Origin of the sequence: Burkholderia sp. LS-044 (genome assembly GCF_004803625.1) — a bacterium.
GTDB classification, from domain to species: Bacteria; Pseudomonadota; Gammaproteobacteria; order Burkholderiales; family Burkholderiaceae; genus Burkholderia; species Burkholderia cepacia.
Genome location: NZ_SSWO01000009.1, coordinates 161,968 through 175,830, shown reverse-complemented (window position 1 = coordinate 175,830; position 13,863 = coordinate 161,968). Strand labels below are relative to the sequence as shown.

Sequence of the window (13,863 nt, the reverse complement as noted above, 5' to 3'; positions counted from 1 at the left end):
AGAAGGACGGGACGGTCAGGTCCGCAGTCGCGGGTTCGACACGATCGAGCACAGGTCGGCGAACAGCACGAGCGTCAGGTAGGCGACGCAGAAGATCATCGTGCAAGCCTGGACCAGCGGGAAATCGCGGTTGCTGACGGCGTCGACCATCAGGCTCGCGAGGCCCGGATAGTTGAAGATCGTCTCGACGACGATCACGCCGCCGAGCAGATACGACAGGCTCAACGCGATCGCATTGGCGATCGGGCCGATCGCGTTCGGCAACGCATGGCGCAGCACGACGCGTGCGGGGCTCGCGCCCTTGAGCACGGCCATCTCGACATACGACGCGCTCAACTGCTCGATCACCGCGGCGCGCGTCATGCGTGCCATCTGCGCGATCACGACCGCGCACAGCGTCAGCACCGGCATCGCATACGCACGCAGGAAATCGTGCAGGCTTTCGATCTCGCCGCTGTACGACAACGCGGACAGCCAGCGCAGCTTCACGGCGAACACGAGCACGGCGACGGTCGCGATCAGGAATTCCGGCGTCGCGACGAGCGACAGCGTGCCGAGGCTGATCACGCGGTCGACCAGCGACTCGCGCTTGACCGCCGCGAGGATGCCGAGCAGCAGTGCGATCGGCACCGACACGGCGGTCGTGATCGCCGCAAGCGTGAGCGACTTCGGCAGGCGTCCGCCGATCATCTCCGACACCGGCATGTCGCCGGACAGCGAACGGCCGAAATCGCCGTGCATCAGGCCGGCGAGCCAGTGCGCGTAACGCACGTGCGCGGGCATGTCGAGGCCGAACTGCTGGCGCAGCGCGGCAACCGTCTCCGGTGTCGCCGACTGGCCGAGCGCGGCCTGCGCGGCGTCGCCGGGCAGCAGGTTCGTGATCGTGAAGATGATCGCGGACACGATCAGCAACGTCAGCGCGGTGAGCGCGATGCGTCGGACGATCAGGCCGATGAGAATTCGGTTCATGAAGCGACACTCCCGAAAAGGCCGCGCGTGGCCGGCGCGGTCGCCCGCACCGGCCGCAAAGCGGCCGCCAGCAACGACGTCACGCGTTCCACCACACGTGCTCGGCGAACATGAAGCCCATCATCCCGCCGGTCGGGATCGAACCGAGACCGGCGAGGCGCTTGTCATAACCGTCGAGGAAGCTGATGAAGGCCGGAATGCCGACCCGCCCCTGCTGCGACACGATCACCTGCATGTCGCCGTACATCTGCTTGCGCTTCGCGTCGTCGGTTTCCGAACGCGCGGCGAGCAGCAACTGGTCGAACTTCGCGTTCTTCCAGCCCGACTCGTTCCACGGTGCATCCGACTTGAAGAACTGCGTGAACAGCACATCGGCGCTCGAGCGCGGGTTGATGTTGCCGAAGGTGAGCGGGTGCTTCATCCAGTGGTTCGACCAGTAGCCGTCGGGCGACGCGCGGTTGACCTGCAGGTTCAGCCCGATCTTCTGGCCGGCCTGCTGCAGCAGCACGGCCATCTCGACCGACCCGTTCGCGTCGGACGTCGCATACATCGGCGGCAGCGTGACACCCAGCGCGCCCGCCTTCTGGAGCAGGAATTTCGCCTTGTCCGGATCGTGCGCGCGCTGCGGCAGCGACGCGTTGAAGTAACGATGCCCCGGCGGAATCGGCTGGTCGTTGCCGATCACCGAGTAACCGCGGAACACCGCCGAGCGGATCTGCTCGCGATCGAACAGGTACTTCATCCCTTCGACGAAATCGGGATTCGAGACGATCGGGTTGTCGCTGCGCATGATCAGGTCGGTATAGAGGCCCGACTTGGTTTCCTTCAGCGCGTAGCCCGGCGTCGACGAGACCCGCTGCGTCGAGCGCGGATCGATCGCGTTGATCAGGTGCACGTCGCCCGACAGCAGCGCGTTCAGGCGCGCGGCGCTGTCGCCGATGCCGATCAGCTCGATCTCGTCGAGATACGGCCGGCCCGGCTTGAAGTAGCTGTCGTTGCGCACGCCGACGGTCGACACGCCCGGCTTGAACGACTTGAGCTTGTAAGGGCCGCAACCGATGCCGGTGCTGAAGTCGGTCGTGCCGTCCTTGACGATCACGAGCTGCGGCGTCGCGAGAATCACCGGCAGATCGGCATTCGCGCTGACCAGCGTGAGCGTGACTTCGTCCGGGCCGCTCGCCTTCGCGTCGGCGAACTGGTCGGCGAGCGGCTTGACCTTCGATGCGGTGGCGGCGTTCTTGTGGCGCATCAGCGAATACACCACGTCGGCCGGGCCGACCGACTTGCCGTCGTGGAACGTGACGCCCTTGCGCAGCTTGATGACCCACGTCTTCGCATCGGTGGTCTGCAGCGACTCGGCGAGGTTCATCTGCGGCGTCAGGCTCGCGTCGAGCTGCGTGAGGCCGCTGTAGAACATGAAGAAGCGAATGTAGTCGGCGCCGGTCGAGCCCTTGGCCGGGTCGAGCGTATCGGCCGTCGAACCGGATTCGTTCGCGACCCGGATCTTGCCGCCGCGTTTCGCCGCGGGTGCCGCGAATGCGGACGCGGGGTTCATCAGGAGTCCGCCGGCGCCGGCGGCCATCATGCCGCTCGCCGCCATGACCTTCATCATGTCGCGGCGAGTGAAACCACCGTTGCCGCCGCCGTTGTCGATATCGTCGCTCATCCGAACTGCTCCTGACTGTTGAAAGTGGGTCCTGGGGTCCAGCGTGATTCGAGAAACCCGCCGAGCCCGCCTGCTGGTGGCGAGCCCGACGTCATGCATATGGAATTCATTTAAGCATCGCCAAAATGCGGTTTGTCGCGATTCGGGCCGCCCGCACGATACGAATCGACCGTTTTGAGCCGCCCGCGCAGCATGAATTGCTGCGTGCGCCCACGTGTCGCCGTGTACCCGGCGGCGTGTCGCGGCGGTTGCCCAACCCGTGTCGATGCAGGAAATCGTAAGGCCGCAGCCGCCGCAGATTGCGCCGACAAAATTGTCCGTTCGGCATCCGGCGCGCGTTTGGCACACGCAAACCGCACGTTTGTGTCGAATGCGTGTCCGCATGCCGATGACGGCTGAAACGCACGGTGTATTGCGGCAGATCGCCGCATGCACGGGCGTCGACGGTGGGGATCGCGACGGGACGTCGCGCAGGAAAGTTCAGAAGAATGCCGCTCGATCGGAACGGCTTGGCGGGAAGACGGGAGGATGACGGGACCGCCGGGAAACCAGACCCGTGCGGCCGTGCAGTCGTGCAGTCGTGCAGTCGTGCAGTCGTCAGGCAGCGAGCCGGAATACCGATACGGCGGCCCGCAGGCGCGCCGCCTGCTCGTCCAGCGACGAAGCGGCCGCCGCCGCCTGCTCGACGAGCGCGGCGTTCTGCTGGGTGACTTCGTCCATTTGCGCGACCGCCAGCCCGATCTGTTCGATGCCGGTGCTTTGCTCGGCCGACGCCGCCGAAATCTCGCCCATGATGTCGGCCACCCGGTCGATCGACCGGACGATCTCCGTCATGCGCTCGCCGGCCGTCTCGACGAGCCGGCTGCCGCTGCCGGCCCGCTCGACCGACGCGTCGATCAAGCCCTTGATGTCCTTCGCGGCCGCGGCGCTGCGTTGCGCGAGCGAGCGGACTTCCGAAGCGACGACGGCGAACCCGCGCCCCTCCTCGCCGGCCCGCGCGGCTTCCACCGCGGCGTTGAGCGCGAGAATGTTGGTCTGGAATGCGATGCTTTCGATCACGACGGTAATGTCGGCGATCCGCACCGACCCATCCGAGATCTGCCGCATCGTTTCGACGACCGCCTGCACGGCGGCGCCGCCGAGTTCGGTCGCATCCTTGGCCTGGGCCACGAGCGCATTCGCCTGGCGCGCGTTGTCGGCGTTCTGTTTGACCGTGGACGTGATCTGCTCCATGCTCGCCGCCGTTTCCTGCAGCGACGCGGCCTGCTGCTCCGTGCGCTGCGACAGATCCAGGTTGCCTTGCGCGATTTCGCCGGTGCCGGTGGCGATCGAGTGGGTCGTGGTCTGGATCTCGGCGATGGTGTCGGTCAGCCGCGCCTTCATGTCGCCCAGCGCGACGAGCAGGCTGCCGGGCGCGGCGTGCGCCGTATCGAACTGCACGTCCAGTTCGCCGGCCGCGATGCGGGCGGCGATCTGCGTCGCATGCGCGGGCTCGCCGCCCAGCGTGCGCCTGACGCTGCGCAGCACGCCCCAGGCGATGGCCGCGAGCGCCGCGGCGATGACGAGCGCGACGGCGCCGAGCGCCATCGCGAGCCGGGCAAACGCCGCGTTGATGTCGTCGTAGAAAAATCCGGTGCCGATCCACCAGTTCCAGTCCGGAATCGCGACCACGCCCTGCAGCTTCGGCTCCAGGTCCGCGTCCGGGCTACGCTTGATCAGCACGTCGACGAGCGCGAAATGCGCCTGCGCCATCCCCGCGCGGTACGCCTCGCTGTCGGTCATGCCGCTGGTCGTGCGGTTGCCTTTCGCACGCGTGCCGATGAATTTCGCGTTCGGGTGCACGAGGTTGACGCCGTCGGACGTCGTGACCCAGAAGTAGCTCTTCGAATTCGCGTTGAGCGCGGCCAGCGCGGCCTTGGCCTGCTGCTGCGCCTGCTCCTGCGTGAGCGTGCCGCTCGTCTGCAGCGCGCGATACGAATCGACCAGATGCTCGGCCTTGGTCAGCAGAATGACGACCTCTTCGCGGCGGCTGTCGATCAGCGCGTCGCGCAGCGTGTGCAGCGACAACGCGGCGAGCAGGACGACGCCGAGCAGCGCCGCGGCGACGAGCATCAGCAGTTTGGTGGACAACTTCATGCGGGGGCCTCGAAATATTAACCGTTCGGTACATATATCGGCCGGGGCGGCCCCGCCTTGAACGACTCGATATCGGTAATTACCCTCGTTTCGTACGCTGATCGAACGCGCGACGGGGCGCGCCGGCATCGCGGCCGCGTCCCGTCGTGCGATGGATCGGCCGGCCCCGGCGGCTTACAGGCCGAGCTGCGTCGCGAGGTGGCCGATATCCGACACTTCGTAATAGTTGTAGAACGGCGTGCCCGGCTCGTGGCCGCGATTGACGAACGCCTTGTGCTTGATGCCCAGATCCTCGGCCGTCATCAGGTCGTAGCGCAGGCTCGACGACACGTGCAGCACGTCCTCGGGCTTGCAGCCGAGCTTGCCGAACATGTATTCGAAGCCCTGCATCCGCGGCTTGTACGACTGCGCCTGCTGCGCGGTGAACACCGCATGGAACGGCGCGCCGAGCTTGTCGACGTTGCTCATGATCTGCTCGTCCATTGCGTTCGACAGGATCACGAGCTTGTACTTCGTCGCGAGCCGCGACAGGCCCGCCGGCACGTCCGGATGCGGGCCCCACGTCGGCACCGCATGATAGAAGCGCTCGGCCTCGGCTTCGTCGAACTTCACGCCGACTCGCGCGCAGGTGCGCCGGATCGCGTTGACGACGACGTCGCGGTACGGCTTCCACGCGCCGAGCACCTCGTCGAGCCGGTAAGCGGCGAACGCACGCACGAAATCCTCCATCGCGACCGGCGAGAGCCGGTCCGCGTAGATCTCGCGCGCCAGGTCCGCCATCTGGAAGCGGGTCAGCGTGCCGTAGCAGTCGAACGTGATGTACTTCGGTTCAAATTGGATCATGGTGACGTCCTGTCGGTGTGAAGCCCCGGCAGGGCCGGGGATGGGCTGGGTGGTACGAAATTGAATCAAGGCAAAAAACCCGGCGCACGTCGTTCGACGCCGCCCAAAACGCAGAATCGCCGCGTGTTGCGCGGCGCGGGCAGCACGATCTGCGGCGCTTGCCGGCGCGGTCCCGCCGCACCGGCGGGGCGGCGCGCCGGCAAGCGGCCGCGACACCGGTGTTTTCATCGTAGTGCCGTTCCCACAGCAGGCGCTGTCGGATTGACGGGCCGCGGCGGCACGATCCGCGCGTTCGCACGCGCCGATCGAGCCGGTTTGCGTCGATCTTGCACGGCCGCCCGCCGTCGCCGGAAAACAGGCGAATCATCCTATCCGTGCCGCGGTGTCACTGGCAGAGTCGATATGTCATTCCTACCCATCCGGAGTCCAGCGTGTCCGATCTCAACCCTTCCCGCACGCTTATTTATCGTCGGTTCGCCGAAACCGACCTGCCCGCCGCGCATCGTCTGTCGGAAGCAGTCAAGTGGCCGCACCGGCTCGACGACTGGCGCTTCGTGCTCCAGCTCGGCGACGGCTTCGTCGCCGAGGACGAAACCGGCATCGTCGGTACCGCGCTCGGCTGGCGCTTCGGCGAAGCGCACGCGTCGCTCGGCATGGTCATCGTGTCGCCCGAGCACCAGGGCCGCGGCATCGGGCGCGAACTGCTCACCCGCGTGGTCGACAGCTTCGGCACGCGAACCATTTTTCTGCACGCGACGCCGGCCGGCGAGCCGCTGTACGCGAAATTCGGGTTCGAGGTGATCGATACGATCGACCAGCACCAGGGTGCCGCCTTCCAGCCGCCGCTGATATCGCTGCCGCCCGGCGAGCGCCTGCGGCCCATCGGCGCAAACGACGGCCCGCGGCTTGCCGCGCTCGCGTCGCGGGCCGCGGGTTATCGGCGCGACGAGGTGATCGAGGCGCTGCTCGGCGTCGCGAACGGCATCGCGCTCGATCGCGACGGCGAACTGCTCGGCTTCGCGCTGTTCCGCCGCTTCGGCCGCGGCCATGCGATCGGCCCGGTGGTCGCGCCGGACGCGCAGCGCGCGCAGGCGCTGATCAGCCACTGGCTCGCGCTGCACGAAGGGAAGTTCGTGCGGCTCGACGTGCCGGGCGACAGCGGGCTGTCCGACTGGCTGCAGGGGCTCGGTCTGCCGCGCGTCGATACCGTCGTCGCCATGGCGCGCGGCGCGACGCCCGCGCGCGACCCGGCGCTGCGCGCGTTCGCGATCGTGAACCAGGCACTTGGTTGAGCGGTGCCGACGATGAGCTTTCTCTACAAGGCCGACCCGGTGCGCGGTGCGCAATGGGCACAGCGCTTCGCGCAACAGGCGCCCGAGCTTCCGTTCCGGATCTGGCCGGACCTCGGCGATCCTGAAGCCGTCCGTTATCTCGCCGCGTGGCAGCCGCCCGACGATCCGGCCACGCTGCTGCCGAATCTCGAAGTCGTGTTCTCGGTCGGCGCCGGCATCGATCAGTTCGACCTGTCGCGCGTGCCTGCGCATATCCCGGTCGTGCGGATGATCGAGCCCGGCATCGTCGAAGGTATGGTCGAATACGTGACGCAGGCCGTGCTGACGATCCACCGCGACCTGCTCGACTACGCGGCGCAGCAGCGCGCGCAAGTGTGGCGCGAGCAGCCGGTGCGCGCGGCCGCGTCGCGGCGCGTCGGCGTGCTCGGGCTCGGCACGCTCGGCCAGGCCGTGCTCGATACGCTGCGCCGCTTCGGCTTCCCGTGCGCCGGCTGGAGCCGCACGCCGCGCACGCTCGACGGCATCGACTGCTACGCGGGCGACGCGGCACTCGACGCGTTCCTCGCCCGCACCGACATCCTGATCTGCCTGCTCCCGCTCACCGACGGCACACGCGGGCTGCTCGGCGCACGCGTGTTCGATGCGCTGCCGGCGGGCGCGTCGCTCGTGCAGGTCGGGCGCGGCCCGCAGCTCGACGAAGCCGCGCTGCTCGCGGGGCTCGCGAGCGGCCGGCTCGACAGCGCGATCCTCGACGTGACGGACCCCGAACCGTTGCCGGCCGGCCATCCGTTCTGGACGCACCCGCGCATCCGGATCACGCCGCACATCGCGAGCGCGACGCGGCCGGACACCGCGGTCGACGCCGTGCTCGCGAACCTCGCGCGGCATCGCGCGGGGCAGCCGATGATCGGCGTCGTCGATCGCGCGCGCGGTTACTGACGCGTGCGCCCGGCCCGGCGGGGCGCGCAGCAGAAAATGCCGAAGCGCCCCGCACAAACGCCGCGTTCGTATGTTTCAGACTGCAAATTGAAAACGCATGAGGATGGCTCGCCCGGTAGCATGAACTCATCGCTGACACCCGACGAGAGTCCCGCCCTGCCATGAACCACGCCGCGCTGATCGAAGCTGATCGTCAACACCTGATCCACCCCGTCGTCAACTATCGTGCGCACGAGGCGCGCGGCGTCACCATGCTCGAATCCGCCGACGGCGTGTTCCTGCGCGACGCCGACGGCCATACGCTGCTCGATGCGTTCTCGGGCCTGTGGTGCGTCAACGTCGGCTACGGCCGCGACAGCATCGTGAAGGCCGCCGCCGAGCAGATGGCGAAACTGCCCTACGCGACCGGCTATTTCCATTTCGGCTCGCAGCCCGCGATCGAGCTGGCCGAACGGCTCGCGGCGCTCGCGCCGCCGTCGCTGAACCGCGTGTACTTCACGCTCGGCGGCTCGGACGCGATCGATTCCGCGGTGCGCTTCATCACGCACTATTTCAACGCGACAGGCCGCCCGTCGAAGAAGCAGATGATTGCGCTCGAGCGCGGTTATCACGGCTCGTCGTCGATCGGCGCGGGCCTCACCGCGCTGCCCGCGTTCCACCGCCATTTCGACCTGCCGCGCGCGGACCAGCACCACATCCCGTCGCCCTACCCGTACCGCCATCCGCTCGGCGGCGATCCGCAGGCGCTGATCGCCGCGTCGGTGGCCGCGCTGGAAGCCAAGGTTGCCGAACTCGGCGCCGACAACGTCGCCGCGTTCTTCTGCGAACCCGTGCAGGGTTCCGGCGGCGTGATCGTGCCGCCGGCCGGCTGGCTGAAGGCGATGCGCGACGCGTGCCGGCGCCTCGGCATCCTGTTCGTCGCCGACGAGGTGATCACCGGCTTCGGCCGCACGGGCCCGCTGTTCGCGTGCGAGACCGAACAGGTCGATCCGGACCTGATGACCGTCGCGAAGGGGCTGACGGCCGGCTATGCGCCGATGGGCGCGGTGCTGATGTCCGACGAAATCTACGAAGGGATCGCGGGCAGCCGTGCGGAGTCGGCCGTGGTCGGGCACGGCCATACGTATTCCGCGCACCCGGTCAGCGCGGCGATCGGCCTCGAGGTGCTGAAGCTCTATCACGAAGGCGGGCTGCTCGCGAACGGCCAGGCGCTGGCGCCGCGCTTCGCGGCGGGGCTCGATGTGCTGCGCGCGCATCCGCTCGTCGGCGACGCACGTTCGGCCGGCCTGCTCGGCGCACTCGAGCTGGTCGCCGACAAGGCGCACAAGACGCGCTTCGACGCGGCGCTGAACGTGCCGGACAAGATCGCGGCGGCGGCCTACGCGAACGGCGTGGTGTTTCGCGCGTTCGGCGACGGCGTGCTCGGCTTCGCGCCGGCGCTGAGCTTCACCGCGGGCGAGTTCGACCTGATGTTCGAACGCGTGCGCAAGACGCTCGACGACGTGCTGGCCGATCCGGGCGTGCAGCGCGCCCTCGACGCCGCGCACGCGCAGCCGGCCTGACCGGCCAAGGGAAAGCCGGGCTTGTGGCGGCCATCGTTCGACTCTAAAGTAACCGGACATTCCATTTTTCCGACTCACGTGAACATGACGGACAGCAAGCTGGATCGCATCGACCTGCGCATCCTCTCCCAGTTGCAGAAGCGCGGCCGCATGACCAACGTCGAGCTGGCGGACGCGGTCGGGCTGTCGCCGAGCCCCTGCCTGATCCGCGTGAAGCGGCTCGAGAAGGCCGGCTACATCGGCGGCTACGGCGCGCACATCCAGCTCGAGAAGCTCGGCGACGTGCAGGTCGTGTTCACCGAGGTCACGCTGGCCGACCATCGGCGCGAGGACTTCGACCGCTTCGTCGCGGCGATCCGCAACGTCGACGAGATCGTCGAATGCCACCTCGCGAGCGGCGGCTACGACTATCTGCTGAAGTTCATCACGCGCAGCGTCAGCCATTACCAGACGATCGTCGAAGGGCTGCTCGAGCAGAACATCGGCATCGAGAAGTATTTCAGTTACGTGATCATCAAATCGCCGTTCGTCAAACGGCACTACCCGCTCGAATCGCTGTTCGGCGAACGTCACTGACGGACGGCGTGCGGCAACCCCGGACGCGGCAACGTGCTGTCCGCGCGGGGTAGTCGCGCGCCCGCGCCTCCGCCTTCGCCGATCCGCTTCCTCCAAGGACCTGTCATGCCGCTTACGCTGTCCCGAACCGAACTCGTTCGCACCGCCAACCTGATCGACGGAACGTGGCGCGACGCGCTCGACGGCCGTCGCTTCGACGTCGTCGATCCCGCGACGCTCGACATCGTCGCGCACGCACCCGACAGCGGCGCCGCCGACGCACGCGCCGCAACGGACGCGGCCGCACGCGCGCTGCCCGCATGGCGTGCGACACCCGCCCGCGAACGGGCGGCGATCCTGCGCGCATGGCATGCCGCGATCGTTGCGCACACCGACGATCTCGCGAAACTAATGTCGCGCGAACAGGGCAAACCGCTCGCGGAAGCGCGCGGCGAAGTCGCATACGGCGCGTCGTACGTGCTGTGGTTCGCCGAGGAAGCGACACGCACGTACGGCGACCTGATTCCGCAGCAGCAGCGCGGCAAGCGGCTGAGCGCGGTGAAGGAGCCGATCGGCATCGTCGCCGCGATCACGCCGTGGAACTTCCCGCTCGCCATGATCGCGCGCAAGATCGCGCCCGCCCTCGCGGCCGGCTGCACGGTGATCGCGAAGCCGGCGGAGGACACGCCGCTGACCGCGCTCGCGCTCGCGTTTCTCGCGCAGGAAGCCGGCGTGCCGCCCGGGGTGCTGAACCTGATCGCCGCGTCGCGCGAACGTGGCATCGATGCGGTGGCCGACTGGCTCGCCGACGGCCGCGTGCGCAAGATCACGTTCACCGGCTCGACGCCTGTCGGCAAGCTGCTGGCGCGCGAGTCGGCGGCGACGCTGAAGAAGCTGTCGCTGGAGCTCGGCGGCAACGCGCCGTTCATCGTCTTCGACGACGCCGAGCTCGACGCCGCGGTCGACGGGCTGATGGCCGCCAAGTTCCGCAACGGCGGGCAGACGTGCGTGTCGCCGAATCGCGTCTACGTGCAGGCCGGCGTCTACGACGCATTCGCCGCGAAGCTCGCGGCGCGCGTCGCCGCGCTGAAGGTCGCGCCGGCGACCGACCCGGCCGCGCAGATCGGCCCGATGATCAACGCACGTGCGGTGGACAAGATTGCCCGCCACGTCGGCGACGCCATCGAGCGCGGCGCGCGCGTGCTCGCCGGCGGCAAGCGTCTGGCCGAACTCGGCCCCAACTATTACGCGCCGACGGTACTCGCCGACGCCACCGCCGACATGCAGCTGACCTGCGAGGAAACGTTCGGCCCGGTCGCGGCGCTGTTCCGCTTCGACACCGAGGACGAAGCCGTCGACGCCGCAAACGACACGCCGTTCGGGCTCGCCGCGTATTTCTACACACAGGACGTGCGCCGCATCGCGCGCGTGTCGGCGCGGCTTGAAACGGGCATCGTCGGGATCAACGAAGGCGCGCTCGCGAGCGAGGCCGCGCCGTTCGGCGGCGTGAAGGAGTCGGGTTATGGTCGCGAAGGCTCGCGCTACGGGCTCGACGATTATCTGTCGATCAAGTACCTGTGCCAGGGCGGGCTCGACTGATCGGATGAATCCGGGCCGTCCGCGAGGCGGCCCTCGCCGCGCCCGGTCGACAGGCATGCGTTGACATCGGAACCGATCGGTCCATATAATGCATCCAACTTTTGGCACCGCATCGTTTGCGACACCGATCAATGGCAAATCCGGCTGGCGTGGGCCGCCCACGCGAATTCGAACTTGGCGATGCCGCGCGCGACGCGATGGACGTTTTCTGGGACCGCGGATACGAAGGCGCGTCCCTGCCCGACCTGATGGCCGGCACCGGCCTGTCGCGCGGTAGCCTGTACAAGGCGTTCGGCGACAAGAAGGCGCTGCTGCTGGCGGCGCTCGACCTGTACATGGCCGACGGGCTCAAGGCGACCGCGGACATTCTGTCGCAACCCGGCGCCGTCAAGGATGCGATTCGCGATTCGCTGCTGCGCTATGCGCGCCTGTCCGTCGGCGAGGCGGGCCGGCGCGGATGTCTCGCGGTCGCGATGACCACGGAACTGGCCGCGCGCGACGCGGATGTCGCGGAGCGCACCGGGCGCATGTTCCGGCGGCTGCAACAGCTCTATGCCGGTGCGATCGTCCGTGGCCAGGCGAGCGGCGAGATCGCCGAACAGGACGAACAGGTGCTGGCGCGTTTGCTGGTCTGCCAGATCGAGGGCATGCGCGTGCTGGGCAAAACCGGCGTGTCGGAGCAGGACATGCTCACGCTGGTCGACCGCACGATGCGCATCCTCGACTGATATTTTTTTACCCAATTTGGAACCGATTGGTTCCGTATGGAGAACCGTCCATGTCACGGAATGACCCCGTATCACCCGACCCGCGCCGCTGGGCGATGTTTGCGGTCCTGCTCGTCGGCGCGTTCCTGCCGCCGCTGGATTTCTTCATCGTCAACGTCGCGCTGCCGTCGATCCGCGCGGAACTGGGCGCCTCGTCGTCGGCCGAGCAACTCGTCATTTCATCGTATGCGGGCCTGTACGCGGTGACGCTGATCACCGGCGGGCGATTGGGCGACCTGTTCGGCCGCGGCCGCGTGTTTTTCCTCGGGTTGATCGGCTTTGCGATCGCCTCGACGCTGTGCGGTTTCGCCAGTTCGCCGTGGACGCTCATCGTCGGCCGCGCGTTGCAGGGCGTGACGGCCGCGATCATGGCGCCGCAGGCGCTCGCTTCGATCCAGGCGATCTTCCCCGAAGCGGAAAAGCCGCTCGCGCTCAGCTTGTACGGCGCGGTATTCGGCCTCGCCGCCGTGGTCGGGCAGGCGCTGGGCGGGATCCTGATCTCGCTGAATCTGTTGAATCTGGGCTGGCGCACGATCTTCCTCGTCAACCTGCCGCTGGCGATTCTGGTCGTCCTGTTCGGGATTCCGCTGTTGAAGGAAACGCGTGCGCAGCATGCGCGCAAGCTCGACCTCGGCGGCACCGCGCTGTCGATGCTGACGCTGGGCGCGCTGATCGTGCCGCTGATCGAGGGGCGCGAAGCAGGCTGGCCCGTATGGGCATGGGTGTCGCTGCTCGCGGTGCCGGCCCTCGCCGGGTTCTTCTGGCGCTACGAGCGCCGGCTCGGCCGCCGCGGCGGCGCACCGCTGCTCGATCCGGCCGCGCTGCGCGCACCGGGGCTCGGCCGCGCGTTGCTGATCGCGCTGCTGCTGTACTCGATCGGCGCGTTCTTCCTGCTGTTCTCGGTGTATCTGCAGAATGCGTTGCACGTCGACGCACTGAGCGCGGGCCTCGTGTTCTTGCCGTTCGGCGTCGGGTTCCTGCTCGGCCCGTTGTCGACGCCTGCCTCCGCGCGTGTCATCGGCGCTTACGTCAATCCGTTCGGCATGAGTCTGGAGATCGTCGGGCTCGTCGGCCTCGCGTGGTTGATCGATGCCACGCCGATCGGGATGCCGCTCGCTGCCGCGCCGCTCGCCGTCGTGCTCTTCGTCATCGGTTTCGGACAAGGTCTCGCGCTGCCGACGCTCATGCGCATGGTGACGGGGCGCGTCGCACCGGCGCTGTCCGGCATGATCGCCGGCATCGCCAGCTCGACGCTGCAGGTCAGCACGTCGCTGAGCGTGGCGATCATCGGCGGCATTTTCTATACGACGCTCGGCACGCGCCAGGATCCGGCGGCCATCGCGCATGCGTTCATCGTCGCACTGCTGTCGATCTCGGTGTTCCTCGCCGTGGGCGCCGCGCTGGGCATCTCGCTTGCACGGGCGGGCGCCGCTCATACGTCGATGCGGGCCGCCGCGCGTCCGGGCTTCGGCCCCGAACGCGAACGGCCGTGATCGTTTGTATTTGCCCGTATTTTCCCGTACCGACATTCATCG

The 13,863-nt window shown here is 67.9% G+C and carries 11 protein-coding genes; 7 read left to right on the top strand and 4 right to left on the bottom strand.

What is annotated here, in order from left to right:
* Window positions 1-15: 15 nt before the first annotated feature.
* From E9536_RS23525 to E9536_RS23505, 4 genes are all read right to left on the bottom strand, one after another.
* Entirely contained in the window at window positions 16-969 is a 954-nt protein-coding gene (locus tag E9536_RS23525) for an ABC transporter permease (protein WP_027792824.1), read from the bottom strand.
* A 79-nt stretch (window positions 970-1,048) separates the two neighbouring features.
* Window positions 1,049-2,635, bottom strand: a complete 1,587-nt coding sequence (locus tag E9536_RS23520) for an ABC transporter substrate-binding protein (protein WP_027792825.1) — start codon at window positions 2,633-2,635, stop codon at window positions 1,049-1,051.
* Window positions 2,636-3,232: 597 nt separating this feature from the next.
* Window positions 3,233-4,771 (bottom strand): methyl-accepting chemotaxis protein, encoded by a 1,539-nt coding sequence (locus E9536_RS23510; RefSeq protein WP_060174451.1) that lies wholly within the window; start codon window positions 4,769-4,771, stop codon window positions 3,233-3,235.
* A gap of 174 nt (window positions 4,772-4,945) precedes the next feature.
* The gene (locus E9536_RS23505; RefSeq protein ID WP_021156521.1) at window positions 4,946-5,614 is read right to left on the bottom strand and encodes a haloacid dehalogenase type II; all 669 of its coding nucleotides are present in this window, start codon (window positions 5,612-5,614) and stop codon (window positions 4,946-4,948) included.
* Window positions 5,615-6,045: 431 nt separating this feature from the next.
* Between E9536_RS23505 and E9536_RS23500 the strand changes: the two genes are divergently transcribed.
* From E9536_RS23500 to E9536_RS23470, 7 genes are all read left to right on the top strand, one after another.
* Window positions 6,046-6,906 (top strand): GNAT family N-acetyltransferase, encoded by an 861-nt coding sequence (locus E9536_RS23500; protein WP_027792827.1) that lies wholly within the window; start codon window positions 6,046-6,048, stop codon window positions 6,904-6,906.
* Window positions 6,907-6,918: 12 nt separating this feature from the next.
* On the top strand, window positions 6,919-7,845 hold the full coding sequence (locus E9536_RS23495) for a glyoxylate/hydroxypyruvate reductase A (RefSeq protein WP_060084718.1): 927 nt from the start codon (window positions 6,919-6,921) through the stop codon (window positions 7,843-7,845).
* Window positions 7,846-8,006: 161 nt separating this feature from the next.
* Window positions 8,007-9,407: an aspartate aminotransferase family protein gene (locus tag E9536_RS23490; protein WP_136470863.1), complete on the top strand. Its 1,401-nt coding sequence runs from the start codon at window positions 8,007-8,009 to the stop codon at window positions 9,405-9,407.
* An 84-nt stretch (window positions 9,408-9,491) separates the two neighbouring features.
* Entirely contained in the window at window positions 9,492-9,983 is a 492-nt protein-coding gene (locus E9536_RS23485) for a winged helix-turn-helix transcriptional regulator (protein WP_006749694.1), read from the top strand.
* A 105-nt stretch (window positions 9,984-10,088) separates the two neighbouring features.
* A complete protein-coding gene (locus E9536_RS23480) occupies window positions 10,089-11,561 on the top strand; it encodes an NAD-dependent succinate-semialdehyde dehydrogenase (RefSeq protein ID WP_136470861.1) in 1,473 nt (490 codons plus the stop codon).
* A 131-nt stretch (window positions 11,562-11,692) separates the two neighbouring features.
* The gene (locus tag E9536_RS23475; protein ID WP_136470859.1) at window positions 11,693-12,289 is read left to right on the top strand and encodes a TetR family transcriptional regulator; all 597 of its coding nucleotides are present in this window, start codon (window positions 11,693-11,695) and stop codon (window positions 12,287-12,289) included.
* A gap of 50 nt (window positions 12,290-12,339) precedes the next feature.
* Window positions 12,340-13,821, top strand: coding sequence for an MFS transporter (locus E9536_RS23470; RefSeq protein ID WP_060372546.1), 1,482 nt, complete (start codon window positions 12,340-12,342; stop codon window positions 13,819-13,821).
* Window positions 13,822-13,863: the final 42 nt, after the last annotated feature.

Excerpts from the sequence above, each read along its gene's own strand:
- E9536_RS23485 (WP_006749694.1), top strand. The coding sequence starts at position 9,492 with ATGACGGACAGCAAGCTGGATCGCATCGACCTGCGCATCCTCTCCCAG.
- E9536_RS23490 (WP_136470863.1), top strand. The coding sequence starts at position 8,007 with ATGAACCACGCCGCGCTGATCGAAGCTGATCGTCAACACCTGATCCAC.
- E9536_RS23480 (WP_136470861.1), top strand. The coding sequence starts at position 10,089 with ATGCCGCTTACGCTGTCCCGAACCGAACTCGTTCGCACCGCCAACCTG.
- E9536_RS23520 (WP_027792825.1), bottom strand. The coding sequence starts at position 2,635 with ATGAGCGACGATATCGACAACGGCGGCGGCAACGGTGGTTTCACTCGC.
- E9536_RS23525 (WP_027792824.1), bottom strand. The coding sequence starts at position 969 with ATGAACCGAATTCTCATCGGCCTGATCGTCCGACGCATCGCGCTCACC.
- E9536_RS23505 (WP_021156521.1), bottom strand. The coding sequence starts at position 5,614 with ATGATCCAATTTGAACCGAAGTACATCACGTTCGACTGCTACGGCACG.
- E9536_RS23495 (WP_060084718.1), top strand. The coding sequence starts at position 6,919 with ATGAGCTTTCTCTACAAGGCCGACCCGGTGCGCGGTGCGCAATGGGCA.
- E9536_RS23470 (WP_060372546.1), top strand. The coding sequence starts at position 12,340 with ATGTCACGGAATGACCCCGTATCACCCGACCCGCGCCGCTGGGCGATG.
- E9536_RS23475 (WP_136470859.1), top strand. The coding sequence starts at position 11,693 with ATGGCAAATCCGGCTGGCGTGGGCCGCCCACGCGAATTCGAACTTGGC.
- E9536_RS23510 (WP_060174451.1), bottom strand. The coding sequence starts at position 4,771 with ATGAAGTTGTCCACCAAACTGCTGATGCTCGTCGCCGCGGCGCTGCTC.